Origin of the sequence: Bradyrhizobium sp., from assembly GCF_004799405.1 — a bacterium.
Classification (GTDB): domain Bacteria; phylum Pseudomonadota; class Alphaproteobacteria; order Rhizobiales; family Xanthobacteraceae; genus Bradyrhizobium.
Genome location: NZ_SSMW01000120.1, coordinates 1 through 22,331 on the forward strand (window position 1 = coordinate 1; position 22,331 = coordinate 22,331).

Annotated in this window: 30 protein-coding genes; 10 read left to right on the forward strand and 20 right to left on the reverse strand. The window is 63.7% G+C overall.

The window, feature by feature from the left end; translation table 11 throughout:
- Together E7813_RS18090 and E7813_RS18095 are read left to right on the forward strand one after the other, a co-directional pair.
- Positions 1-414 (forward strand): Asd/ArgC dimerization domain-containing protein (locus tag E7813_RS18090; protein ID WP_291576138.1); only part of this gene is annotated, 414 nt, incomplete at its 5' end.
- A 39-nt stretch (positions 415-453) separates the two neighbouring features.
- Positions 454-1,017, forward strand: coding sequence for a TIGR00645 family protein (locus E7813_RS18095; protein ID WP_291576140.1), 564 nt, complete (start codon positions 454-456; stop codon positions 1,015-1,017).
- Between the two features lie 9 nt (positions 1,018-1,026).
- Here the strand turns inward: E7813_RS18095 and E7813_RS18100 are convergent, their stop codons facing one another.
- Complete coding sequence (locus tag E7813_RS18100) at positions 1,027-1,680, reverse strand: carbonic anhydrase (protein ID WP_291576142.1); 654 nt, start codon at positions 1,678-1,680, stop codon at positions 1,027-1,029.
- Positions 1,681-1,838: 158 nt separating this feature from the next.
- Here E7813_RS18100 and E7813_RS18105 point away from each other — a divergent pair, with 158 nt between their 5' ends.
- Positions 1,839-2,717 (forward strand): CoA ester lyase, encoded by an 879-nt coding sequence (locus E7813_RS18105; protein WP_291576144.1) that lies wholly within the window; start codon positions 1,839-1,841, stop codon positions 2,715-2,717.
- A gap of 28 nt (positions 2,718-2,745) precedes the next feature.
- On the opposite strand, the gene E7813_RS18110 is transcribed toward E7813_RS18105, so the two are convergent.
- The 3 genes from E7813_RS18110 to E7813_RS18120 form a co-directional block, all read right to left on the reverse strand.
- A complete protein-coding gene (locus E7813_RS18110; RefSeq protein ID WP_291576146.1) occupies positions 2,746-3,537 on the reverse strand; it encodes a hypothetical protein in 792 nt (263 codons plus the stop codon).
- Positions 3,538-3,640: 103 nt separating this feature from the next.
- Positions 3,641-4,246, reverse strand: coding sequence for a 3-isopropylmalate dehydratase small subunit (gene leuD / locus E7813_RS18115; RefSeq protein WP_291576148.1), 606 nt, complete (start codon positions 4,244-4,246; stop codon positions 3,641-3,643).
- 124 nt (positions 4,247-4,370) lie between these two features.
- Positions 4,371-4,769 (reverse strand): metallopeptidase family protein, encoded by a 399-nt coding sequence (locus E7813_RS18120; RefSeq protein WP_291576150.1) that lies wholly within the window; start codon positions 4,767-4,769, stop codon positions 4,371-4,373.
- Positions 4,770-4,885: 116 nt separating this feature from the next.
- On the opposite strand from E7813_RS18120, the gene E7813_RS18125 reads away from it, so the two are divergent.
- Positions 4,886-5,221, forward strand: a complete 336-nt coding sequence (locus E7813_RS18125; RefSeq protein WP_291576152.1) for a hypothetical protein — start codon at positions 4,886-4,888, stop codon at positions 5,219-5,221.
- A gap of 10 nt (positions 5,222-5,231) precedes the next feature.
- Here E7813_RS18125 and E7813_RS18130 read toward each other — a convergent pair whose 3' ends face one another.
- Entirely contained in the window at positions 5,232-5,468 is a 237-nt protein-coding gene (locus E7813_RS18130) for a hypothetical protein (protein WP_291576154.1), read from the reverse strand.
- Positions 5,469-5,693: 225 nt separating this feature from the next.
- On the opposite strand from E7813_RS18130, the gene E7813_RS18135 reads away from it, so the two are divergent.
- Positions 5,694-5,897: a hypothetical protein gene (locus E7813_RS18135; protein ID WP_291576155.1), complete on the forward strand. Its 204-nt coding sequence runs from the start codon at positions 5,694-5,696 to the stop codon at positions 5,895-5,897.
- Between the two features lie 90 nt (positions 5,898-5,987).
- Here E7813_RS18135 and E7813_RS18140 read toward each other — a convergent pair whose 3' ends face one another.
- The 7 genes from E7813_RS18140 to ffh all read right to left on the reverse strand — a co-directional run bounded on the left by E7813_RS18140 (position 5,988) and on the right by ffh (position 11,739).
- Entirely contained in the window at positions 5,988-6,185 is a 198-nt protein-coding gene (locus E7813_RS18140; protein WP_291576157.1) for a hypothetical protein, read from the reverse strand.
- Between the two features lie 103 nt (positions 6,186-6,288).
- Positions 6,289-7,701 carry a 3-isopropylmalate dehydratase large subunit gene (leuC, locus tag E7813_RS18145; RefSeq protein ID WP_291576159.1) on the reverse strand — a complete coding sequence of 471 codons (1,413 nt, stop codon included), beginning with the start codon at positions 7,699-7,701 and terminating at the stop codon, positions 6,289-6,291.
- Between the two features lie 277 nt (positions 7,702-7,978).
- The gene (gene rplS / locus E7813_RS18150; protein WP_291576161.1) at positions 7,979-8,359 is read right to left on the reverse strand and encodes a 50S ribosomal protein L19; all 381 of its coding nucleotides are present in this window, start codon (positions 8,357-8,359) and stop codon (positions 7,979-7,981) included.
- Positions 8,360-8,468: 109 nt separating this feature from the next.
- Entirely contained in the window at positions 8,469-9,203 is a 735-nt protein-coding gene (trmD, locus tag E7813_RS18155) for a tRNA (guanosine(37)-N1)-methyltransferase TrmD (protein ID WP_291576163.1), read from the reverse strand.
- Complete coding sequence (gene rimM, locus E7813_RS18160; protein WP_291576166.1) at positions 9,200-9,730, reverse strand: ribosome maturation factor RimM; 531 nt, start codon at positions 9,728-9,730, stop codon at positions 9,200-9,202. Before rimM ends, trmD begins: the two co-directional genes overlap by 4 nt.
- 18 nt (positions 9,731-9,748) lie before the next feature.
- Entirely contained in the window at positions 9,749-10,141 is a 393-nt protein-coding gene (gene rpsP / locus E7813_RS18165; RefSeq protein ID WP_291576168.1) for a 30S ribosomal protein S16, read from the reverse strand.
- Positions 10,142-10,188: 47 nt separating this feature from the next.
- On the reverse strand, positions 10,189-11,739 hold the full coding sequence (gene ffh / locus E7813_RS18170) for a signal recognition particle protein (RefSeq protein ID WP_291576170.1): 1,551 nt from the start codon (positions 11,737-11,739) through the stop codon (positions 10,189-10,191).
- A 247-nt stretch (positions 11,740-11,986) separates the two neighbouring features.
- On the opposite strand from ffh, the gene E7813_RS18175 reads away from it, so the two are divergent.
- A complete protein-coding gene (locus E7813_RS18175; protein ID WP_291576172.1) occupies positions 11,987-13,051 on the forward strand; it encodes an MBL fold metallo-hydrolase in 1,065 nt (354 codons plus the stop codon).
- Between the two features lie 31 nt (positions 13,052-13,082).
- Here the strand turns inward: E7813_RS18175 and E7813_RS18180 are convergent, their stop codons facing one another.
- Positions 13,083-13,781, reverse strand: coding sequence for an SIMPL domain-containing protein (locus E7813_RS18180; RefSeq protein ID WP_291576173.1), 699 nt, complete (start codon positions 13,779-13,781; stop codon positions 13,083-13,085).
- Between the two features lie 5 nt (positions 13,782-13,786).
- On the reverse strand, positions 13,787-14,527 hold the full coding sequence (locus E7813_RS18185; RefSeq protein WP_291576175.1) for a GyrI-like domain-containing protein: 741 nt from the start codon (positions 14,525-14,527) through the stop codon (positions 13,787-13,789).
- A 195-nt stretch (positions 14,528-14,722) separates the two neighbouring features.
- On the opposite strand from E7813_RS18185, the gene dapF reads away from it, so the two are divergent.
- Positions 14,723-15,595, forward strand: coding sequence for a diaminopimelate epimerase (gene dapF / locus E7813_RS18190; RefSeq protein ID WP_291576177.1), 873 nt, complete (start codon positions 14,723-14,725; stop codon positions 15,593-15,595).
- Position 15,596: 1 nt separating this feature from the next.
- Positions 15,597-16,868, forward strand: a complete 1,272-nt coding sequence (gene mtaB / locus E7813_RS18195) for a tRNA (N(6)-L-threonylcarbamoyladenosine(37)-C(2))-methylthiotransferase MtaB (protein ID WP_291576179.1) — start codon at positions 15,597-15,599, stop codon at positions 16,866-16,868.
- A gap of 91 nt (positions 16,869-16,959) precedes the next feature.
- Here the strand turns inward: mtaB and E7813_RS18200 are convergent, their stop codons facing one another.
- Positions 16,960-17,682 (reverse strand): RNA pseudouridine synthase, encoded by a 723-nt coding sequence (locus E7813_RS18200; protein ID WP_291576180.1) that lies wholly within the window; start codon positions 17,680-17,682, stop codon positions 16,960-16,962.
- Between the two features lie 28 nt (positions 17,683-17,710).
- On the opposite strand from E7813_RS18200, the gene ftsY reads away from it, so the two are divergent.
- Positions 17,711-18,655 (forward strand): signal recognition particle-docking protein FtsY, encoded by a 945-nt coding sequence (gene ftsY, locus E7813_RS18205; protein ID WP_291576182.1) that lies wholly within the window; start codon positions 17,711-17,713, stop codon positions 18,653-18,655.
- Between the two features lie 6 nt (positions 18,656-18,661).
- Positions 18,662-19,264, forward strand: a complete 603-nt coding sequence (locus tag E7813_RS18210) for a septation protein A (protein ID WP_291576336.1) — start codon at positions 18,662-18,664, stop codon at positions 19,262-19,264.
- A 6-nt stretch (positions 19,265-19,270) separates the two neighbouring features.
- Here E7813_RS18210 and E7813_RS18215 read toward each other — a convergent pair whose 3' ends face one another.
- From E7813_RS18215 to ccmA, 5 genes are all read right to left on the reverse strand, one after another.
- Positions 19,271-19,867, reverse strand: a complete 597-nt coding sequence (locus E7813_RS18215) for a DsbE family thiol:disulfide interchange protein (RefSeq protein ID WP_291576184.1) — start codon at positions 19,865-19,867, stop codon at positions 19,271-19,273.
- On the reverse strand, positions 19,864-20,043 hold the full coding sequence (gene ccmD / locus E7813_RS18220; RefSeq protein ID WP_291576186.1) for a heme exporter protein CcmD: 180 nt from the start codon (positions 20,041-20,043) through the stop codon (positions 19,864-19,866). Before ccmD ends, E7813_RS18215 begins: the two co-directional genes overlap by 4 nt.
- Positions 20,040-20,804 (reverse strand): cytochrome c biogenesis protein CcsA, encoded by a 765-nt coding sequence (gene ccsA, locus E7813_RS18225; RefSeq protein WP_291576188.1) that lies wholly within the window; start codon positions 20,802-20,804, stop codon positions 20,040-20,042. Before ccsA ends, ccmD begins: the two co-directional genes overlap by 4 nt.
- Positions 20,805-20,883: 79 nt before the next feature.
- A complete protein-coding gene (gene ccmB / locus E7813_RS18230; RefSeq protein ID WP_291576190.1) occupies positions 20,884-21,552 on the reverse strand; it encodes a heme exporter protein CcmB in 669 nt (222 codons plus the stop codon).
- Complete coding sequence (ccmA, locus tag E7813_RS18235; RefSeq protein WP_291576192.1) at positions 21,549-22,151, reverse strand: heme ABC exporter ATP-binding protein CcmA; 603 nt, start codon at positions 22,149-22,151, stop codon at positions 21,549-21,551. The genes ccmB and ccmA overlap by 4 nt, the downstream gene beginning before the upstream one ends.
- Between the last annotated feature and the right edge of the window lie 180 nt (positions 22,152-22,331).

Sequence of the window (22,331 nt, forward strand, 5' to 3'; positions counted from 1 at the left end):
TACACCAAGGAAGAGTGGAAGATGATGATGGAGACCAAGAAGATTCTTGATCCCAAAATCAAGCTTACCGCGACCTGCGTGCGGGTGCCGGTATTCGTCGGTCATTCCGAATCGGTCAACATCGAATTCGAGAAGCCGATTTCGGCCGATGAGGCCCGCGATATCCTGCGCAACGCGCCGGGATGCCTGGTGATCGACAAGCACGAGCCGGGCGGCTACGTCACGCCGTACGAGGCGGCGGGCGAGGACGCCACCTACATCAGCCGCATCCGCGAGGATGCGACGGTGGAGAACGGTCTGGTGCTGTGGTGCGTCTCCGATAACTTGCGCAAGGGCGCGGCGCTGAATGCGATCCAGATCGCCGAATGCCTGATCAACCGCAAGCTGATCAGCGCCAAGAAGAAAGCGGCATAGAAGGCGGGCGTTGTCGCACGCCGATCAAGGCGGGTTGGGATGACGGACGAGCCGGCAAAATATCAACCTAATCCGTCGCTGCGACGCGTCGAGCAGGGCTTTGAGAGCGTGCTGTTCAACAGCCGCTGGCTGATGGCGCCGTTCTATCTCGGCCTCGTCGTCAGCCTCGCGGTGCTGTTGTACAAGTTTGCGATGATGGTGTGGGAGTTCATCCTCCACGCCCCCGTCGCCAAGGAGACCGATATCATCCTCGGCGTGCTCAGCCTGATCGACGTCACGCTGACCGGCAATCTGATCCTGATCGTGGTGTTCTCGGGTTACGAAAACTTCGTGTCGCGGATCGATCCCGCCGGCCACCCGGACTGGCCGGAATGGATCACCAAGGTCGATTTCGCCGGGTTGAAGCAGAAATTGCTGGCCTCGATCGTCGCGATTTCGGCCATCCAGGTCTTGAAAGCCTTCATGAACATCGATGCCTCGTTCGACGCCCAGAAGATGGGCTGGCTGGTCGGCGTGCATCTGGTGTTCGTGATCTCGACGCTGGTGCTGGCGCTGTCGGATCGCTGGGGCGGCGATCACAGCGACGGTGGCAGGACAGGCTGACGGGCCTCCTCAGGATGAGGCCGGGATTTCCCTGACGCTGCGGAATTCCTTCGCCGCCTGGTCGAGCACGAATAGCGAGCCTTCGGCGACGCCGAAATAGGCGCCATGCAGGTTCATCTCGTCGCGCTCGACAAGCGTTCGCACAAAAGGAAATGTCATCAGGTTTTCCAGGCTGCGGAACACCGCGGCCTTCTCGATCCGGACGGTGAAATCCTGCATCGTCTCGTGATCGCGCTGTTCGACTTTTTCGCCCGGCTTGACGAACATCGACATCCACCTGCCGATGAAGTCGCCGGGCGACAGCGGTTCGATCTTGTCGATGAAGGCGCGGATACCGCCGCATTGCGCATGGCCAAGCACCACGATGTGTTTGACGTGCAGGGCTCGAACCGCATATTCCAGCGCCGCCGATACGCCATGCGCGCCGCCGTCGGGCTGATACACCGGCACCAGGTTGGCGACATTGCGCACCACGAACAATTCGCCGGGACCGGCGTCGAAGATCACCTCCGGCGACACGCGCGAGTCGCAGCAGCCGATCACCATCACTTCGGGCGATTGCCCGCGCTCGGACAGTTGGCGGTAGCGCGACTGTTCGGTCGGCAGCCGTTGCGAGGTGAAGGTTCGGTAGCCTTCAAGCAGACGTTGGGGGAATGGTGACATCACAGTGCCTAACCACATGCCGATGACGGGAACAAGCCTTTCGGACGATGGGTTGAAATGATAGAGCATGGCCCGGAAAAGTCGGAACCGGTTTTCCGGGCAGCCCATGCTCAAACAGCGAGCATCGCAAGCCAGGCAGACCGAAAGGAAACCACGTCATGATCCGCCCGCGCCGCAGCCTGCTGTTTATGCCCGGATCGAACGCGCGGGCGCTGGAAAAGGCGCGCATCCTCCCGGCCGACGGCATCATCCTCGATCTCGAGGATTCGGTGGCGCCGGATGCCAAGGCCATGGCGCGCGACCAGATCGCGCAGGCGATCGCCACGGGCGGCTTCGGCAAGCGCGAAGTGCTGATCCGCACCAACAGCCTGGATTCGCCGTGGTGGATCGACGACATCGCCATGGCGGGCAAGGCCCGGCCCGACGGCATTCTGGTGCCGAAGATTTCCAGCGTGGAGGATATTGCCGCCATCGCCGATCGCCTCAGCGCGATCAAGGCGGATCCCTCGATCCGGATCTGGGCGATGATCGAGACCGCGCGCGCGGTGCTGCATGCCGAGGAGCTCGCCAGCACGTCGCGCGATCCCGGGAACCGGCTCGCGGGCTTTGTGTTCGGGCCCAACGATATTTCGCGGGAGACGCGGATCCGCATGCGGCCGGGCCGTGCCGCGATGATCCCGATGATCACCCACTGCATTCTCGCCACCCGGGCCTTCGGCCTCGAAATTCTCGATGGCCCCTACAGCGACTTCAGCAATGTCGATGGTTTCGGCCAGGAATGCGCGCAGGCCCGCGATCTCGGCTTCGACGGCAAGACACTGATCCACCCCGGCCAGATCGTGGCCTGCAACGCCATCTTCACGCCGCCGACGGACGAAGTGGCCTATGCCCGCAAGATCATCGCAGCGTTCGAACGGCCGGAGAACGCCTCGCGCGGCGCGATCCAGCTCGACGGTGGAATGGTGGAACGGCTGCACGCCGAGATGGCCAAACGCACCATCGCGATCGCCGATGCGATCGCCGCGATGGGGAATTGATCTCTTACCGTCTCCGGAAGCGCGAGGGTTAATGCGAACCAAACCGCTCCGCCGCCCACGCATATAAACTGCCGGGAACCGGCTTCTCGTTGCAGCGGTCTTTCGGCGAAATGTGAAAGCCCAGTATTTCCGGGTCGCCGATCAGCGCCGAAAAATCCCACGGCGCGAAAAACAATTTCGGTGCGGCATGCACCGCATAAAACGATTTCTTCGGCAGCGCGTAATGCAATTCACCGGCCCGGCGGGCGAGCGCGGTCAGTGACGGCGGGCCATAGATGGCGACACGAATATCGGCGAGACGCTTGGAGCCGCCGCGCAACCTGCGCAACGCGAAGGCCACGCGGTGCCGCAGCGCCAGCCAGTCCGGCGTCAACTCTTCCTGCTCCATCAGGTGCTCGAACGCCGTCACGATCGGGTCGCCCGCCGGCAGATACAGCACCGAATTGCCGAGCTGGCGCGGCCGCTCCCAGGCGAAAAACGGTTTGCCGGGATCGATCTCGACCGGCTTGAGCAGCAACACATCGGCGTCGAGCCACAGACCCCGGCTGCCCGCCATCAACCGCATCCGGAAGAAATCGCTGAACTGCAAATAAGTCCAGTCGCGCCATACGCCACTGGGTCCGGTCGGACGCAATCTTTCCGCGAACGAAAGCGGCAGGACCGCTTCAGCCTCGGCATTGCCGACGCCGGCGGGCAACCCGGCGAGCGGATCGAAGCTGTAGACCGTGACGTTGTGGCCGGCCGCGATCTGCGATCTCAAGCAGATCAGCCGGAGAGCGTCGAGCGGGCCGTGCCAGAAGGTGACGATTTCGGGCCGCATGCTCAACCCATCTCGGTGATTCTTCAAGGCTCGCGGCTTCTGTCAACGGGCCGGCCAAGCCGGACCCGCTGGTTCGCACCTCGGGATGACGGGCAGCGCGAGATCACGCCCAAGCGCGCTCGGTCTTTGCCTTTGCCTCGTAGCGGTCGATCGAGGTCTTCTTTTCCATGGTGAGGCCGATGTCGTCGAGGCCGTTCATCAGGCAGTGCTTGCGGAACGCGTCGATCTCGAACTTCACGGTGCCGCCGTCGGGGCCGCGAATTTCCTGACTGGCGAGATCGATACTGAGCGTCGCATTGGCGCCGCGTTCGGCGTCGTCGAACAATTTGTCGAGGTCTTCGTGCGACACGCGGATCGGTAGAATGCCGTTCTTGAAACAATTATTATAGAAGATATCGCCGAATGAGGTCGAGATCACGCAGCGGATGCCGAAATCGAGCAACGCCCATGGCGCGTGTTCGCGGCTTGAGCCGCAGCCGAAATTGTCGCCGGCGACCAGAATTTTGGCGTTACGATAGGCCGGCTTGTTGAGCACGAAATCCGGGTTCTCGCTGCCATCATCCTTGTAGCGCTGTTCCGCGAACAGCCCCTTGCCGAGGCCGGTGCGCTTGATGGTCTTCAGGTACTGCTTCGGGATCACCATGTCGGTATCGACATTGATGATCTTCAGGGGGGCCGCGACGCCTTCCAGCGTGGTAAACTTGTCCATGGCTCAATCTTCAACGTTGCAGATGAATGATTGCAAACTTGCACTTCAAAAGTTGCAAACCCGCAAACGGGCAACGGGCTTTTAGCCCGATCGGGCCGTCGGTTAAAGGCTATTTTATGCAGGGCTAATCCGCGGCAGCCTCGATCGCTTCCATATCGCGGTCGGAGAGGCCGAAATGATGGCCGATCTCGTGAATCAGCACATGGCGGACGATATGGCCCAGCGTGTCCTCATGTTCGGCCCAGTAATCCAGGATCGGGCGGCGATATAGCCAGATCATGTTGGGCAGCCGCGCGATGTCCTGGTTGCTCCGAAACGGCAGGCCGACGCCCTGAAACAGGCCGAGCAGGTCGAATTCGCTCCCCGCCTGCATCTCGTCGAGCACCTCATCGGCCGGAAAATCGTCGACCCGGATGATCACGCCCTCGCACAGGTCGCGAAACCCCTTGGGCAAACGCCCGAAAATGGCGTGCGCCATGGCTTCCATATCGGCAAGGGAAGGCGCTTTCGCTGATGTCCACATCAGGTGTTTCTAGCGCGTGTCCCGCGCCGGTGCCTACCGGTTTTGAAGCTTCCGCGCAGTTGACGTTGGGCCTGCAATCGGAGACCTTGCCGCCGTAACAGGTTTGGGTGGGCGTCATGATGCGTATCAGGATGGCGGCGATATTGGCCGCCTTCGCCGGGATCGTTCTGGCGACGGGCGCGAGCGCGCAAGCGCCGGCCGCGCCGTCCAGGACTCGTTTGGCGCAAACCGCACAGCCGGTATCAACCGAGGCGCCTGCGCCGCGGGCTCGGCGGCCGCCGATCCGGTTGCGGGTCTATCCGCGTTACGAAGGCGAGCCCGATGGCGTCTATCCGCGGTATTTCCCCGGCCGAAATGCGGTGCGGGATTGCACCGCAACCTATGTGCAGGAATACCGGCCGAGCGGCACGGTGATCGTGCCTCGCATGAACTGTTTCTGGCGTCCCGGCTAGAGTTTCGGCCTCAACGCCGCCGTGCAGCGCCGATCAATCCGGCGCCGACCACCAGTGCCGACGTTCCCCAGACGATGACGGCCATCGCCAGTTGGGTGAAGTTGCTGGCGGTGCCAAGACCGCCGCCGGGCCCCTGGGAGGCAAGGGCCGGATTAGCCGACAGCAACACCGCGATCGCCGGCGCAAAGGCGAAAGCGAGACGTGAAATCCCGAATGCAGTTCCGGACATTTTTCGAGACGGGGCCATGACAATCTCCTGTGATGGGAAGCTTTCAGAAGATACGCACGCCAGCCTATACCGGTTTTGAAGCCAACTCATGAAATTGTCGTTGTGCGGCGGGAACCGTTCCACCTCATTCGCGTTCCTCTCTGCGGCGCAGGTATTCACTCACATTCACGTCGTTCACTCCAGTTTCGCGATCTGTGTCGCGTCGCGGCGGCGTGACACAAGATGACCCCAAGGGAGATAGATATGAACGTGACGAGACTTCTGGGACTTGCGGCCGTCGGCGCTTTGCTGGTTTTGGCCGCGCCAGCCGAGCGTGCCCAGGCGCTGTCGCTGGCCAATCCCGGCGCCGCGGTGGCGGTTCAGCGGGATTCGGGGATGACGACCGAGGTGCGGTGGCACCGTGGCCACCGTTGGCATCACCGCCATTGGCATCACCGCCGCTGGTGATCTCTGCCCGGATGCCGGGTTCAAACAGGTCCGCAATCAGCGGGCCTGTTTTTCGTTCGGCTTGCCGGCGGAAATGTCGCCGCGCTCAATTCAGCCGTCGGTTTTCCACGGCTTGAGCTTCCAGGGCTTGAAGGTTTCCAGCCGCCATTCCACCCAGCGCTGCGGCGGCCAGTGACTTAGACGAGATCTTTCCTTGACTTCGGGCGCGACGATGCGCGGCGCGAACCGGCGCCGGGACTGGCGCGTCGCCTCTGAGATCATATCGACGAATTCACGCTTGTCGGCCACGGCCCGCTCCTTGTCGAAACGCCACGCCTCCGCTAGCCGCCAGTCTGCTCCCGGCACCTTAACGACTTGTTGCCAAACCGCTTTAAGGTTGAAGCAAGCGCCGTTAGCGCCACTCCCTGATGTCGACAAAATGCCCGGCGATCGCGGCTGCCGCTGCCATGGCCGGCGAAACCAGGTGGGTGCGCCCTTTGAAACCCTGGCGGCCCTCGAAATTGCGGTTCGAGGTCGAGGCGCAGCGCTCCTCCGGGTTGAGCTTGTCGGGATTCATGGCAAGGCACATCGAGCAACCCGGTTCGCGCCATTCGAATCCGGCCTTGATAAAGATCTTGTCGAGGCCTTCGGCTTCCGCCTGCTCCTTCACGAGGCCGGAGCCCGGCACGATCATGGCATTGAGATTGCCGTTGACGGTCTTGCCTTCGACCATCTTCGCCGCCGCGCGCAGGTCCTCGATCCGGCCGTTGGTGCAGGAGCCGATGAAGATGCGGTCGAGCTTGATGTCGGTGATTTTGGTGCCGGCGACGAGGCCCATATATTTCAGCGCGCGGTGTTTCGAGAGCCGTTTGGCTTCATCGGCGATCTGGTCGGGGTCGGGCACCACACCCGAGATCGACACCACGTCTTCCGGCGAGGTGCCCCAGGTCACGATCGGCGGCAGTTTCGCAGCATCGAGCCTGATCTCGTGATCGAAATGCGCGCCATCGTCAGAGCGCAGCGTTTCCCAATAGCGCATCGCAGCGTCCCAAGTGTCGCCCTTGGGCGACATCGGACGTCCCTTGAGGAATTCAAACGCCTTTTCATCGGGTGCTACCAGCCCGGCACGGGCGCCGCCCTCGATCGACATGTTGCAGACCGTCATGCGGCCTTCCATCGAGAGCGCGCGGATCGCGTCGCCGGCATATTCCAGCACATAGCCGGTGCCGCCGGCGGTGCCGATCTCGCCGATGATCGCCAGAATGATGTCCTTGCCGGTGACGCCGGCGGGCAATTGCCCGTCGACGGTGGCGCGCATGTTCTTGGCTTTTTTCTGGATCAGGGTTTGCGTCGCCAGCACATGCTCGACTTCCGACGTGCCGATGCCGTGCGCCAGCGCGCCGAATGCGCCGTGCGTGGAAGTGTGGCTGTCGCCGCAGACGATGGTAGTGCCAGGCAGCGTGAAGCCCTGCTCGGGGCCGATGACGTGCACGATGCCCTGGCGGCGATCATGCTCGTCGTAATAGGTGATGCCGAATTCCCTGGCGTTCTCCGCCATCACCCGCATCTGCTCGATGCTTTCCGGATCGGGATTGGGCTTGGAACGGTCGGTGGTCGGGATGTTGTGGTCGACCACGGCCAGCGTCTTCTCCGGCGCGCGAACCTTGCGGCCCGTGGCGCGCAAGCCTTCGAAAGCCTGCGGCGAGGTCACTTCATGGACCAGGTGACGATCGATATAAAGCAGGCAGGTGCCGTCATCGGCCTCGTGAACCAGATGATCGTTCCAGATTTTGTCGTACAGTGTGGTCGGTTTTTTGTCGGACATGATGTCAGGCCTTGAGTCGGGATTTAAATCGGAAAAGATGCCATCGCGCGCGATCAATGCGGCGCGCGCCGCGCGTCAGGCCGCAAGCGCCGATGTCGTCAGCCGGCCGAAGAAGCGCCAGGGCAAACGGCTACGGTCGTCGAGAACGACGCGAGACGCGATGGGCTGGCGATCCGAAAACATATGGGTCTTATAGCACCTGACGATGCGGCATGCCGCAACAAAAAAGCGCGGAAGCTGAGCCCCGCGCTTTCCGTCAAATCCGATGTTGCCGCGGTTACTCGCCGACGGCTGCGGCGCGGTCCGTCTTCTCGACAATGCGGGCCGACTTGCCGCGCAGATTGCGCAGGTAATACAGCTTGGCGCGGCGCACCTTGCCGCGGCGCACCACCGTGATCGAGTCGATCATCGGCGACATCACCGGGAACACGCGCTCGACGCCTTCGCCGTATGAAATCTTGCGCACCGTGAAGCTCTCATTGAGGCCGCCGCCGGAACGGCCGATGCAGACACCCTCATAGGCCTGGACGCGCGAACGATCGCCTTCGACCACCTTGACGTTGACGATCACGGTGTCGCCGGGTCCGAATTCCGGAATCTTCTTGGCCGCCGACAATTTTTCGAATTGCTCTTTTTCGAGCTCTTGAATGAGGTTCATCGCGAAATCTCCATCGGCGGCGCGCCCCAGCTGCCAAGGCGCGGGCTGCGCGAGTATTGGTTTATCCTGCGCGGATTTGGCGCTGCTATACGGCAAAGGCGATGGCTTGTCACCCTTCCGTCGGGTCATTTAGCCGTTTTTGAAGGGTCTTGGCGGCCCACAAATCGGGCCGCCGCGCCCTTGTCAGGGCCGCGGCCTCGGCCTGGCGCCAGGCCGCGACCCGGGCATGGTCCCCGGAAAGCAGGATGTCCGGGATGGTTCGGCCCTCGAACACCTGCGGACGGGTGTATTGCGGGTATTCCAAGAGGCCATCGGAGAAGCTCTCCTCGGCGCCGGAAGCCGGTTTTCCCATCACCCCCGGCAGCAGCCGGACACAGGCGTCGATCAGGGCCATGCCGGCGATTTCGCCGCCGGAGAGCACATAATCCCCGACCGAAACCTCCTCCAGCCCACGGGCCTCGATAACCCGCTGATCGATGCCTTCGAACCGCCCGCAAACGATCAATGGCCCCGGTCCGGCGGCGAGTTCCGCGACCTGGAACTGGGTCAATGGCCGACCCCGTGGGCTCATCAGCAGGCGCGGACGATCCAGGGATACCGTTGCCGCATCGATGGCATCGGCCAGCACGTCGGCGCGCAGCACCATTCCGGGGCCGCCGCCGGCCGGGGTGTCGTCGACGCTGCGGTGCCGGTCAGTGGCCGAATCCCTGATATCGCGCACCTCCAGGGCCCACAGGCCGGCCGCCAGCGCCTTGCCTGCAAGGCTGACGCCGAGCGGACCCGGGAACATCTCCGGAAACAGCGTCAGCACGGTCGCGCGCCAGCTCTTCGCCTTGGAACTCACGACGCCCCCGCATCTTCAGGCGTGTCGCCTTCGATCTCATCCGGCAATTCGATCACCACGCGTCCGCCTGCGAGATCGACCGTGGGTACCACGGTGTTGGTGAACGGCAGCAGCAGGGTCGCACCGTGCGCGGGCGCGATTTCGATGATGTCGCCGGCGCCGAAATTGTGGATCGCGGTGACGCGGCCGAGCGGCGCATTGGCGGCCGTAACCGCGGCGAGCCCGATCAGGTCGGCGTGGTAATATTCATCCTCGGCGGTGGCCGGGAGTTTTTCGCGCGCGATGTACAGCTCGACGCCGTTGAGCCGTTCGGCTTCCTCGCGCGTGGCGATGCCTTTCAGCGTCGCGACCAGATGGCCCTTGGCCGGGCGGGCATGCGTCACCTCGAACCGACGCGCGCCGTCCTTGGTGGCGAGCGGGCCGTAGTCCATCACCGCGAGCGGTTCTTCGGTGAAGGTCCACAGCTTCACCGCGCCGCGCACGCCATGCGCGGCACCGATACGCGCGACGCAGATTTGCGCTGCCACCGTCGCGCGCCGTCGCGCTTACTTTTTCGCTGCCGCGGCTGCTGCGCTAGCCGTTTTGGCGGCAGCTGCGGTAGCTGTTGCGGCAGTGGCGCTAGCCTCGGCGTTGGCCTTGCGCTCCTTGCGTGGCACGGCTTTTTCCGGATTGTTGCGCGCGGCGCGCTTGGCGACACCGGCGGCATCGAGAAAGCGCGACACCCGGTCCGACGGCTGTGCGCCCTTGGCGAGCCAGCCCTTGACCTTGTCCATGTCGAGTTTCAACCGCGCCTCATTGTCCTTCGGCAGCAGCGGATTGAAATGGCCGAGCCGCTCGATGAAGCGGCCGTCGCGCGGAAAACGCGAGTCCGCGACGACGACGTGATAGACCGGACGCTTCTTGGTGCCTGCGCGCGCGAGGCGGATAACGACTGACATTTGGTTCTCCTTCAGGGGTCTGTTTGAATGGGGATGAATTGATCGGATTATTTCTTTTTGCCGAGGCCGGGAAAACCGCCGAGGCCCGGCAGGGTCGGCTTGCTGCTGAGTCCGGTCAGGCCCGGCAAGTTCGGCAGGCCCTGGCGCAGGCCCGCGGGAAGTTCTTTCGGCAACGCCGGCATGCCGCCCGGCCCGGCGCCACCCGGCATTTTCTCCGCCAGCGCCTTCATCTGCTCTGGCGACGGCATGCCGCCGCCAAAGCCCATCGCCTGTGCGATGCCGGCCATCGGCCCGCGCTTGCCCGAGCCCATGGCCTTCATCATGTCGGCCATGTTCCGGTGCATCTTGAGCAGCTTGTTGACTTCCTCGACCTTGAGGCCGGCGCCGGCGGCGATGCGTTTCTTGCGGCTGGCCTTGAGGATGTCCGGATTCTTGCGCTCTTGCCGCGTCATCGAATCGATCACCGCGACCTGACGCTTCAACACCTTGTCGTCGAGGTTGGCGGCGGCGAGCTGGTTCTTTATCTTCGCGATGCCGGGCATCATGCCCATCAGCCCGCTGATGCCGCCCATAGTCGACATTTGCAAAAGCTGCTCGCGCATGTCGGAAAGGTCGAACTGACCCTTGCGCATTTTTTCGGCGACGCGCGCGGCCTTTTCCGCATCGATATGGGCGGCGGCTTTTTCCACCAGCGACACCACGTCGCCCATGCCGAGAATACGGCCGGCGATGCGGCTGGGATGAAAATCTTCCAGTGCGTCGGTTTTTTCGCCGGTGCCGATCAGCTTGATCGGCTTGCCGGTGACGGCGCGCATCGACAGCGCCGCGCCGCCGCGGCCGTCGCCGTCAACGCGTGTCAGCACGATGCCGGTGAGCCCGACGCGCGCGTCGAACGAGCGCGCCAGGCTGACCGCGTCCTGGCCGGTCAACGAGTCCGCGACCAGCAACACTTCATGCGGATTGGCCGCGGTTTTGATTTCGGCGACTTCCGCCATCATCTCTTCGTCGAGCGTGGTGCGGCCGGCGGTGTCGAGCAGCACCACGTCGTAGCCGCCGAGCTTGCCGGCTTCCAGCGCGCGCTTGGCAATCTGCGCCGGTTTCTGGCCGGCGACGATCGGCAAGGTCTGGATATCGAGGTCGCGCCCGAGCACCGCCAGTTGCTCCATCGCCGCTGGACGATAGATGTCGAGCGAGGCCATCAGCACCTTGCGCTTGTCGCGCTGGGTCAGGCGTCGGGCGAGTTTCGCGGTGGTGGTGGTTTTGCCGGAGCCCTGCAGGCCCACCATCATGATGGCGACCGGCGCCACCGCGTTGAGGTCGATGGTCTGGCCGTCGGAACCGAGCGTGGCGATCAACTCGTCATGGACGATCTTCACCACCATCTGGCCGGGGGTGACCGACTTGACCACGGTGGCGCCGATCGCCTGCTCGCGGACTTTTTCGGTGAAGCTTCTGACGACGTCGAGCGAGACGTCGGCCTCCAGCAGCGCGCGGCGCACCTCGCGCATCGCGGCATCGACATCGGCCTCCGTCAGCGAGCCGCGCCGCGTCAGCCGATCGAGAATGCCACCAAGCTTTTCCGACAGATTGTCGAACAATGCTGTTGTCCTTTGTTCTGACTTGCAGGTACCAAACCAAACACTTTTGCGCCCGAGGGCGCATCGCGCTGTCGGGCGTTGGCCTCCGGTCTCAAGGGCCGGGCGGCGGGTCGAAAAGAACGTCTTTCCGAGAAGTGCGGGCGTTAAAGCCCTGTGGCCCGCGAAAGTCAAGAAAAGTCGCTGAAAAACGACATTTTCGCGGCCGGCTCAGCCTTGCCGAAAGCCGCTTTTTCGGGTCAATCGGGCCATGAATATCATCCGCCGTCGTGTTCTGGGGCTGCTGGCCGGCGCTGCCGCGGCGCTCGGCGTGCCGTCGCTATGGATGTCCCGCATGAAAACCTATGACGGTCCGGTGTCCGATCATTTCGACGGCCTGCATTTCTTCGATCCCGATGGCGTGCCGCCGAAAAACCCGCTCGATATCCTGCGCTGGCAATTTGGCCGCGACCGGCAGCGGCATGAATGGCCGGAATGGGCGCCGAGTCCCTATTCAGATACGCCGCCGCAGCGCGTTACCGGCGACAAGGTGCGGCTGTCGTTCGTCGGTCACGTTAGTTGGCTGATCCAGACGTCGGGGCTGAACATCCTGGTCGATCCGGTGTGGTCGATGCGCGCCTCGCCGGTGGCCTGGGCCGGACCCAAGCGTCGCAACGATCCCGGTATTGCATTCGAGGCGTTGCCCCCGATCGACATAGTGCTGGTGTCGCACGGTCACTACGACCATCTCGACATCGCAACGCTTTCAAGGCTCGCGGCGAAATTCTCGCCGCGCGTGATTACCCCGCTCGGCAACGACGCCACCATGCGCAGCGCCGACGACGCGATCAAAGCCGAGGCGTTCGACTGGCACGACCGCGGAGACCTTGGCAACGGCGTTGCGGTGACGCTGGTGCCGACGCGGCATTGGTCGGCACGCGGCCTGTTCGACCGCAACAAGACGCTGTGGGCCAGTTTCGTCGTGGAGACGCCGGCCGGGAAAATCTACATCGTGTGCGATTCCGGCTATGGCGACGGCAAGCATTTCCGCCGCGTCGCGCAGGCGCACGGGCCGTTGCGGCTGGCGATCTTGCCGATCGGTGCCTATGAGCCGCGCTGGTTCATGCAGGACCAGCACATGAACCCATCCGATGCGGTCAACGCGCTGGCCGATTGCGGCGCGGAGCAGGCGCTGGCGCATCATCACCGCACCTTTCAACTGACCGACGAAGCCATCGACGCACCGGCGATTGCGCTGGCGGCAGCGCTCGATGACGCCCGGATTCCGCGCGATAAGTTCGTGGCGCTGCAGCCGGGACAGGTGGTGGAGATTTAACCTCGCCCCGCAAGAGTGGGGCGAGGTAGAACTACTGCGCCGGCTTGATCGCCCAGGATACATTCACCGTGACCCCGAGCGTCTCTTCGCCCTGCGCCACCGGTGCTGCCGCGATGCCGGCGGACATTCTGCGATAGGGCAGCGCGCCGGGTGAACCTTCCTCGGTAATGCCGAGCGGCGCGCCGAGCGTGACGCCGGCGGCCTTGGCATAGATCTCGGCCTTGCGGCGGGCATCGGCGATGGCCTGTTCGCGGGCCTGATCGAGAAGTTTCGAGGCCTGCGACACCATGAAATTGATGCCGCCGATCTCGTTGGCGCCCGCGCCCACTAGCGCATCGATCACGTTTGCAAGCCTGGTGATGTCGCGCACCCGGATCGTCACCCGGTTGGAGGCGCGGTAGCCGACGATGGCGGACGAGCCTGTGCGGTTCGGTGCGTTTTGCGGTTGCAACGACAGCCGCGAGGTCTTGATATCCTTCTCCTCGATGTTGACGCCCTTCAACGCCAGCAGCAGTTTTCCCATTGCGACGTTGTTGGCTTCGGAGGCCTCGCGCGCGGTTTTGGCATCGCTGGTGACGCCGCCTTCGATCTCGGCCAGATCAGGCGGCACCGATACGGTGGCCTCGCCGGTGACGGAGATCATCGCCGGAGGTCCGTTCTGCGCCCAAGCAGGTGCTGCGAGCAGAGCGCCCGCGGCGACAGTCGCGGCAAGAAATGCGCGAAGTCTCATGAGTCTCACTTCAGCGGCACGTAGATGTTGATCACCAGCTTGTCTTCCTCGGTCTTCAAGGGATCGGTGATGTATTCCTCGATGAAGGTGTCCTTGGCCTCGAGCTTCTTGTCGTCGAGGTGATTGGTGATGGCCTCGTAGGTGTTGTCCATGTTGTCGTAGGACCCGCGATGGACAAATTTCAACGCTTTGCCCTCCGGCGATTTGCCGATGCTCATGTTCTTGGTCAGGTTTTTCGGATCCTGATCGACCGGAATCTCCGCAAGGTAGCTGAAGCCTGTGTCGTCGGTCGAGGTATAGACGATCATCGAATTGCCGGCGTGCTTGATGCCCTGCTTGTCGAGCAGAGCCGACAATGCCTTGAGTGAATCAGTCAGCGCATCGAACGCTGATTCCCAGTTTCCGGTCCCTTTGACAATGACGACCGTTTTCGGCGTCATCGTAATTTCCTCGCCGAACGGGTCGGCGGTCTGAACCGGTGCGGTAGCGGCCGGGGGCGGTGTCGCCGGCGTCTGCGCGGCGTCGGACGGAGGCGTGGGAGCGGCCGAAGGGCTCGCTTCCGGCGCAGGCGTTGCTGCCGGCGCCGGGGCAGGCGTTGTCGACGCGGCCGGTGCCGGCGTTGGCGTACTCGTCACGGCGGGAGCCGCCGGCGGCGATTGCGCCAGCGCGGGGCCAGGACCCGCCGACATCGCGGCTACCGGGAGCAGCGCGATCAGGCCGAGGCGGAAAAAGCCGATGCAATTCATTCGAATAATCTCCATCCGTGTCCAGCGCGGCGCGGCGTGTCCCGGTTCACGCTTTAGGCAAGTACCGCAATGGCCGGCACGTTAACACGAGGGCCCGGCTTTCGTCCCATGACAGATATGTCATGGTTGTTGCGCCGGAAGCGCGGCACTGGCCAATCCACCGGCATTCGCCATATAAGACGGCAGGAAACCGGCATGAGCGCGCTCGCAAATCACAGTTTCAGCAAGATGAACGGCATCGGCAACGAGATCGTCGTGGTCGATCTGCGCGACAGGCCGGCGGCCGTCACGGCCGAGGAAGCGCGCGCGGTGGCCTCGCCCGCGGGCGTGCCTTATGACCAGTTGATGGTGCTGCAGCCGCCGCGGCTGCAGGGCACCGAAGCCTTTATCCGCATCTACAACAGCGATGGTTCGGAAGCCGCGGCCTGCGGCAACGGCATGCGCTGCGTGGCGCGTCTGCTGTTCGAGCGCACCGGTCAGACCCAGGTCACTTACGAGACCCGGGCAGGCCTCCTGAATTGCTGGCAGGGCCCATCCGGCGATCTCTATACCGTCGACATGGGCCCGCCGAAATTCGGCTGGAAGGATATTCCGCTGGCGGAGGAGTTTCGCGACACGCGCTCGATCGAACTGCAGATCGGTCCGATCGACGCGCCGGTGCTGCACACGCCCTCCGTGGTCAACATGGGCAATCCGCACGCGATCTTCTGGGTCGATGATGTCAACGCCTACGACCTCGTCCGCTTCGGCCCGCTCCTGGAAAATCATCCGATCTTTCTCGAGCGCGCCAACATCACGCTCGCGCACATCGTCGATCACGATCACATCACGATCCGCACTTGGGAGCGCGGTGCGGGACTGACCAAGGCCTGCGGCTCGGCAGCCTGTGCCACGGCGGTGGCGGCGGCGCGGCTGAAGCGCGCCAATCGCATCGTGCAGATTTCGCTGCCCGGTGGCGAACTCGGCATCGAATGGCGCGAGCGCGACGATCATGTGCTGATGACGGGGACGGCGACGTTCGAATATGAAGGGCGATTCGATCCGGCATTATTTGCCAGCGTCGCCTGAGATGAGCGTCGACGTTGTCACTTTCGGCTGCCGTCTCAACGCGTTCGAATCCGAAGTGATTGCCCGCGAGGCCGAACGCGCCGGGCTCACCGACACCATCGTCATCAACAGCTGCGCGGTGACCAACGAAGCGGTCGCGCAGGCGCGGCAGTCGATCCGGCGGCTGAAGCGCGAGCGGCCCGGGGCGCGGATCGTCGTGACCGGCTGCGCGGCGCAGACGCAAGCGCAGACGTTCGCCGAAATGGCCGAGGTCGATCGCGTCGTCGGCAATGACGACAAGATGCGCGGCGAGACGTGGCGCGCCACGCGCGCGGCGCTCGATGTCGGCGGCAGCGAAAAGATTGCGGTTGCCGATATCATGGCGGTGCGGGAAATGGCGCCGCATCTTCTGCAAGGATTTGCCAAAGGCCTGCCACGGGTATTCGTGCCGGTGCAGAATGGATGCGATCATCGCTGCACCTTCTGCATCATCCCCTATGGCCGCGGCAATTCGCGCTCGGTACCGATGGGTGCGGTGGTCGATCAGGTTCGCGCCCTGGCCGAGCGCGGCTACGCCGAAATCGTGCTCACGGGTGTCGATCTGACGAGTTACGGCGCGGACCTGCCGGGCGCGCCAAAACTGGGCATGCTGACAAAGCAGGTATTGCGGCACGTGCCGGAAGTGAAACGTTTGCGGATTTCGTCGATTGATTCCATCGAGGTCGATCGCGATCTGCTCGACGTGATCGCGGCTGATGCGCGGCTGATGCCGCATCTGCATCTGTCGCTGCAATCAGGCGACGACCTGATCCTGAAGCGGATGAAGCGGCGGCATAGCCGCAAGGATGCGGTCGCATTTTGCGCGCAGGTGCGGCGGCTGCGGCCGGACATCGCGCTCGGCGCCGATATCATCGCGGGCTTTCCGACCGAGTCGGAAGCGATGTTCATGCGCTCGCAGGAATTGGTCGAGGAATGCGGCCTCACTTTCCTGCATGTATTTCCCTATTCGCCGCGGCCGGGTACGCCGGCGGCAAGGATGCCGCAGGTCCGCGGCGAGGCGATCAAGCAACGCGCCAGGCGATTGCGTGCGACCGGCGAGGCCGCCTTGCAAAGGCGGCTTGTTTCGGAGACGGGAAGCACGCGGCAGGTGTTGATCGAAAGCGCGACGCAGGGCCGGACAGAGCACTTCCTGCCGGTGGCGATCAACGGCGAGGTGCCTGGCGTGGTGTTGACGCTTGCAATAATCGGACACGACGGCACGCGGCTGATCTCAAACTGTCATCGCCCGGCTTGACCGGGCGATCCAGTACGCCACGCCGCCTGCGATTGACCTAAAGTGCTTTGGGATACTGGATCATCCGCTTTCGCGGATGATGACATCGTGGCTACTCGCCGTTCCACCAACACGCCCTCAGCCGTTCGCGTAAATGTTCCGGCACCGGCGCCACCACGCGGATCGGGTCCTTGTTCTTCGAAATCGGAATCACGATCTCGCGAGAATGCAGATGCAGGCGCGGCTCGCCAAAGCGCGGACCGGTGCCGTAGATATTATCGCCCACGATCGGCCAGCCTGATGCAGCCGCGTGAACCCGCAATTGATGGGTGCGTCCGGTGACCGGTTCCATCGCGAGCCAGCTGAGACCGACGCCGCGTCCCAGCACCTTCCAGTTCGTGACCGCGGTCTGGCCTTCCGGATCGGGCTTCTGCCACCAGCCGCGCTCGACGTTGAGGCGCCCGAGCGGCATGTCGATGGCGCCTTCGTCCTCCACCGGTCCGCCTTCGACCACCGCCCAATAAGTCTTGGAAATCCGGCCGTGCTTGAACAGCAATCCCAGCGATGCCGTCGCCTTGCGATGCCGTCCGAGCACGAGGCAACCCGACGTATCGCGGTCGAGCCGGTGGGCGAGAACCGGCGGCCGCGGCAGGCCGAATCGCAATGCGTCGAACGACGCCTCCAGATTGGCGCCGCCCTTGGGGCCGCGATGCACCGGCAGGCCCGCGGGCTTGTCAATCACCAGCATCAGCCCGTCGCGATGGAGCACGCGGGACTGAATTTCGTCCGCGGTCAGCCCCGGCAGATCGATGCGTTCGTTGTGACTTTCGTTCATGGCGCGAAACCGCTAACACACGCCGGACATGAACGATACCACGCCCGAAAACCCCAGACTGAGCTGGTGGCGACGGCTGTCCGGTGGCCTCAAGCGCACTTCAGGGTCGCTGGGGTCGGCGGTGGCCGATCTCGTCACCAAGCGCAAGCTCGACCGCGCGATGCTCGACGATATCGAGGACGTGCTGCTGCGCGCCGATTTGGGAACCGAGGTGGCGGCGCGCATCGCCGCCGCGGTCGGCGCCGGCCGTTACGACAAGACGATCTCGGCGGATGACGTGAAGTCGGTGGTCGCGGCCGAAGTGGAGAAGGTTTTATCGCCGGTGGCAAAGCCACTGCGGATCGACGAGGCGCAAAAGCCGTTCGTTATTTTGGTGGTCGGCGTCAACGGTTCCGGCAAGACCACCACCATTGGTAAATTGGCGGCCACGCTAAACGCCGAAGGCCGCAAGGTGATGCTGGCGGCCGGCGACACCTTTCGTGCCGCGGCGATCGAGCAGTTGAAGATCTGGGGCGATCGCACCAAGTCGCCGGTGATTGCAGGCGCACAAGGGTCGGATTCCGCAAGCCTTGCCTTCAATGCGCTGACCGCGGCGCGCGAGGGCAAGCTCGATGTGCTCCTGATCGACACCGCAGGAAGATTGCAGAACAAGGCCGAGTTGATGAACGAGCTCGAAAAGGTCGTTCGCGTCATCAAAAAGGTCGACCCCTCGGCGCCGCATGCGGTGCTGCTGGTGCTCGACGCCACGGTGGGACAAAATGCGCTGTCGCAGGTCGAGGCGTTTCATCGTACCGCAGGTGTCACGGGGCTGGTGATGACAAAACTCGACGGTACCGCGCGCGGCGGCATCCTGGTGGCGCTGGCCGAAAGACACAAGCTGCCGGTGCACTTCATCGGCGTCGGCGAGGGCGTCGACGATCTTGCGCCCTTTACCGCACGCGACTTCGCGCAGGCGATTGCAGGAATTGAATAGGGCATGATGGACAAAACCACGCCGCATCCTTTGTTCAAGCTCGCGACCGAACTCGGTCCGCTGATTGTTTTCTTCGTCGCCAACGCCAAATTCAACCTATTCGTCGCCACCGGCGCGTTCATGGTGGCGATCGTGGCGGCGATGATTGCGTCTTACGTGGTGACCCGGCATGTGCCGCTGATGGCGCTGGTCACCGGCGTGATCGTCATTGTGTTCGGCACGCTGACCTTGGTGCTGCACGACGAGACCTTCATCAAGGTCAAGCCGACCATCATCTACGGCCTGTTCGCTGCGATCCTCGGCGGCGGATTGTTGTTCGGACGCTCCTTCATCGCCATCATGTTCGACCAGATGTTCAACCTGACGCCGCAGGGCTGGCGGATCCTGACGCTGCGCTGGGCCTTGTTCTTTTTCGGGATGGCGATCCTGAACGAGATCATCTGGCGCACCCAGTCCACCGATTTCTGGGTCGCCTTCAAGGCGTTCGGCGTGATCCCGCTGACGATGGCGTTTGCGATCGCGCAGATGCCGCTGACCAAGCGTTACCATCTGGAGCCGGCCTCGCTCGAAGCCAGCGAGGCGGAGGCTGGTGATGTGAGGGAAGGCTAGGCGGCTTTAAGTCCCCGCCTTCAGCGCCTTGTCGATCTCCGTTCTGAGGATGCTGTCGATATTGTCTGGCGTGACCGGACCGACCAGCTTGTAGAGAATGGTGCCGTCGCGCCCGACCACGAACGTCTCCGGCACGCCGTAGACGCCCCACTCGATCGCGGCGCGGCCATTGCCGTCGACGCCGACAATGCCGAATGGATTGCCATAGCGGCCGAGAAAGCGCCGGGCGTTGTCGGCTGCATCCTTGTAGTCGATGCCGACGAGCTGCAAGCGCTTGTCCCGGGCAAGCTCGGTCAACAGCGGCGCTTCGTCGTGACACGGCACGCACCACGAGGCCCAGACATTGACGACGCTGACCTTGCCCTTGAACGCGGAGGGATCGAGCCCCGGTATCTGCGCGCCATTGTTGACGAGGCCTTCGAGCGCCGGCAGTGCTGTTTGCGGCGCGGGACGGCCGATCAGAGCCGAGGGGATCTTCGACGGATCGTCGCCATGCAGCCGCAGCAGGAAGATCCCGGCCAGCGCCAGGAAGCCGAGCAGCGGCAGCGCCACCAGCACGCTGCGCCAGTTGCTGCCGGAGCTTTCGCCGGGGGCATTACTCATGGTTCGGTTTTGTTGGGTTGCCGGGAGCGCCGGGTCACGCCGCGCTGCTCCAGCTCGCCGAGGATGCGCAGTTGGGTGCGAAAATCGAACGTCACCCATGCAATCAATGCCAGGATCGTGGCAATCGCCAGCGCAAAGGAAGCAATGATGAAGTCGGCGTGCTCGCCAAGGTTCATGCGCGCTGCTCCTCCGCCTGCATGAGACGCAAGGCACGCACCCGCCGCCGCAGAATCTCGTTCCGCATCGCGGCGACCTGGAGCGTCACGAACAACAGCGTGAAGGCCAGGGCGGAGATCAACAGCGTGGTCAGGATCGGCGTGTCGAGCTTCGGCCCGTCGCGCAGGAAAACCGACGATGTCTGATGCAGGGTATATTGCCCCTCGCGCCATTCCGCCGACAGTTTGATGATCGGCAGGTTGATGGCTCCGACCAGCGTAAGGATGGCGGCCGCGCGTGCGGCACGCGAAGGATCCTCGATTGCACGCACCAGAGCGATCACCACGAGATAGAGAATCAGCAGCATCAGCACTGAACTCAGTCGCGCGTCCAGTACCATATATTCCAGCGGCAGATTGCCGCCGCCGGCCCAGCTTGCGCGCCCCCACAACCAGCCGGTCACAAAGCAGACGAAGGTGAATGCCGCACCGATCGGCGCCGTCGCCTTGGCAGCGACGTCGGCGAGCGGGTGGCGCCAGACCAGGGTGCCCAGCGCGGCGAGGCTCATCGAGGCCCAGCCGAACATGCCGAGCCACGCCGTCGGCACGTGGATGAACATGATCTTGATGGTTTGCTGCTGCTCGTAAACGGCCAGGTCAAGGTTGAGCACCCGATAACAAGTCACGGCGAAAGTAACGATGGTCGCGCCCCATAGCCACGGCAGCGCCCGTCCGGCGAAAGCCAGAAAGCGCGAGGGGTTGGCAAGGTCGATCAGGGCCATCGGGGTTGTCTTAATGTGGGTGTCGGGGGGCTGCAATAAGGCGGATGGGGGACAGGGAAATACGGTGCGCTCATCTGTCTTATTCCGCCTCGAGCCGGAGTGCTGCGGCGGCGGCAAACGGGCCGACGACCAAGCTCATCAGGGTCAGCGCACAAAGAATCGTGAACGACGCGCCGAAGGCCCCCGATCCGGTGATGGCGTCAATTGAGGCGGCGACACCGAACACCAGAACCGGCACCGCGAGCGGCAAAGACAGCACCGCGAGCAAAAGTCCGCCTCGGCGCAGCGCCACGGTAAGCGCTGCGCCAATAAGACCGGTGAAGGTCAGCGCCGGCGTGCCGACGGCGAGCGTGATCGTCACCGCCAGGCTTGCCGCAAGGTCGAGGTTGAGCAGCATTCCAAGGACTGGCGCGACAATCACCAGCGGCAGACCTGTCGTGAGCCATTGGGCAACGGCCTTGGCGGCAAGGGTCAGTTCCAACGGCGAGCGTGCCATCAGGATCAGGTCGAGTGAGCCGTCGTCGAGATCGGCCGCAAGCAGGCGGTCGAGACCGAGCAGGCTTGCGAGCAGCGCGCCGATCCACAACGTCGCCGGCGCGACGCGCGCAAGCAGTGCGGGTTCGGGACCAATCGCAAACGGCGTCAGCACCACGACGATGAGAAAGAACAGGACGCCGATCAGCGCCCCGCCGCCGATGCGCCAGGCGATTTTGATGTCCCTTCGGATCAGCGCTGCGAGGGCACTCACGCCGCACCCCCGATCCGCAATTCTTTCGCGGGCACTCCCAGCGGCGCATGGGTCGCCGCGATGATCAGGCCGCCGCGGGCGAGGTGTTCGCTCATCAGGCTGGCAAACAGCCGCTGCCCGGCGGCATCGAGCGCCGAGACCGGTTCGTCCAGCAGCCAGACCGGCCGCCGCACCGTCAAGAGCCGGGCAATCGACAGCCGCCGCCGCTGCCCAGCCGACAGAAATGCCGCCGGCAGATGCGCGGCATGATCGAGCCCCACCGCGGCAAGGCCCTCTGTTGCGCTCAAAACCTCGCCGCCCAGGAAATCCCGCCAGAACGACAGGTTTTCCACCAGGCTCAGCGACGGTTTCAGCGTGTCGCGATGGCCGAGATAATGGGCCTGTTCCGGCAACGTCAGCTCGAGCCCGCCGCCCTCAAGACCGATCGATCCGCCGGCCATCGTCAGCAGGCCTGCGATCAGCCGCAGCAGGGAGGTTTTGCCGGCGCCATTGGCACCGGTGACGGCCAGCGCCTCACCCGAGGAAGCCTCGAAATCGAGGCCCGAGAACACCTCCCGGCCGCCCCGCACGCACCTGACGCCGCATCCCGACAGCCTCATTTCGCCCTTTCGTAGCCCCTTGGAAACTAAGGGTACCGCAATGGAATTTGTGGATGCCGCATTGCTGCAGCACGATTGTCGGTGTGGCGGTGCCTCTAGAAAGATTCTATAAGCCGGAACTTGATGCAGCACACAATCCGCGGCTGCAAGCTATCAGCCCTGCCTCGCTGACGGTGTTTT

What these genes read in the sequence shown, in the direction of transcription:
- E7813_RS18215 (WP_291576184.1), bottom strand. Translation starts at nt 19,867, where the DNA reads ATGAGTAATGCCCCCGGCGAAAGCTCCGGCAGCAACTGGCGCAGCGTG.
- E7813_RS18110 (WP_291576146.1), bottom strand. Translation starts at nt 3,537, where the DNA reads ATGCGGCCCGAAATCGTCACCTTCTGGCACGGCCCGCTCGACGCTCTC.
- E7813_RS18135 (WP_291576155.1), top strand. Translation starts at nt 5,694, where the DNA reads ATGAACGTGACGAGACTTCTGGGACTTGCGGCCGTCGGCGCTTTGCTG.
- E7813_RS18175 (WP_291576172.1), top strand. Translation starts at nt 11,987, where the DNA reads ATGAATATCATCCGCCGTCGTGTTCTGGGGCTGCTGGCCGGCGCTGCC.
- ccmD (WP_291576186.1), bottom strand. Translation starts at nt 20,043, where the DNA reads ATGAACCTTGGCGAGCACGCCGACTTCATCATTGCTTCCTTTGCGCTG.
- ccmA (WP_291576192.1), bottom strand. Translation starts at nt 22,151, where the DNA reads ATGAGGCTGTCGGGATGCGGCGTCAGGTGCGTGCGGGGCGGCCGGGAG.
- E7813_RS18200 (WP_291576180.1), bottom strand. Translation starts at nt 17,682, where the DNA reads ATGAACGAAAGTCACAACGAACGCATCGATCTGCCGGGGCTGACCGCG.
- E7813_RS18125 (WP_291576152.1), top strand. Translation starts at nt 4,886, where the DNA reads ATGATGCGTATCAGGATGGCGGCGATATTGGCCGCCTTCGCCGGGATC.
- E7813_RS18120 (WP_291576150.1), bottom strand. Translation starts at nt 4,769, where the DNA reads ATGTGGACATCAGCGAAAGCGCCTTCCCTTGCCGATATGGAAGCCATG.
- E7813_RS18130 (WP_291576154.1), bottom strand. Translation starts at nt 5,468, where the DNA reads ATGGCCCCGTCTCGAAAAATGTCCGGAACTGCATTCGGGATTTCACGT.
- E7813_RS18095 (WP_291576140.1), top strand. Translation starts at nt 454, where the DNA reads ATGACGGACGAGCCGGCAAAATATCAACCTAATCCGTCGCTGCGACGC.
- mtaB (WP_291576179.1), top strand. Translation starts at nt 15,597, where the DNA reads ATGAGCGTCGACGTTGTCACTTTCGGCTGCCGTCTCAACGCGTTCGAA.
- E7813_RS18180 (WP_291576173.1), bottom strand. Translation starts at nt 13,781, where the DNA reads ATGAGACTTCGCGCATTTCTTGCCGCGACTGTCGCCGCGGGCGCTCTG.
- ftsY (WP_291576182.1), top strand. Translation starts at nt 17,711, where the DNA reads ATGAACGATACCACGCCCGAAAACCCCAGACTGAGCTGGTGGCGACGG.
- leuD (WP_291576148.1), bottom strand. Translation starts at nt 4,246, where the DNA reads ATGGACAAGTTTACCACGCTGGAAGGCGTCGCGGCCCCCCTGAAGATC.
- E7813_RS18100 (WP_291576142.1), bottom strand. Translation starts at nt 1,680, where the DNA reads ATGTCACCATTCCCCCAACGTCTGCTTGAAGGCTACCGAACCTTCACC.
- E7813_RS18185 (WP_291576175.1), bottom strand. Translation starts at nt 14,527, where the DNA reads ATGAATTGCATCGGCTTTTTCCGCCTCGGCCTGATCGCGCTGCTCCCG.
- E7813_RS18105 (WP_291576144.1), top strand. Translation starts at nt 1,839, where the DNA reads ATGATCCGCCCGCGCCGCAGCCTGCTGTTTATGCCCGGATCGAACGCG.
- leuC (WP_291576159.1), bottom strand. Translation starts at nt 7,701, where the DNA reads ATGTCCGACAAAAAACCGACCACACTGTACGACAAAATCTGGAACGAT.
- E7813_RS18210 (WP_291576336.1), top strand. Translation starts at nt 18,662, where the DNA reads ATGGACAAAACCACGCCGCATCCTTTGTTCAAGCTCGCGACCGAACTC.
- dapF (WP_291576177.1), top strand. Translation starts at nt 14,723, where the DNA reads ATGAGCGCGCTCGCAAATCACAGTTTCAGCAAGATGAACGGCATCGGC.
- rplS (WP_291576161.1), bottom strand. Translation starts at nt 8,359, where the DNA reads ATGAACCTCATTCAAGAGCTCGAAAAAGAGCAATTCGAAAAATTGTCG.
- rpsP (WP_291576168.1), bottom strand. Translation starts at nt 10,141, where the DNA reads ATGTCAGTCGTTATCCGCCTCGCGCGCGCAGGCACCAAGAAGCGTCCG.
- ccsA (WP_291576188.1), bottom strand. Translation starts at nt 20,804, where the DNA reads ATGGCCCTGATCGACCTTGCCAACCCCTCGCGCTTTCTGGCTTTCGCC.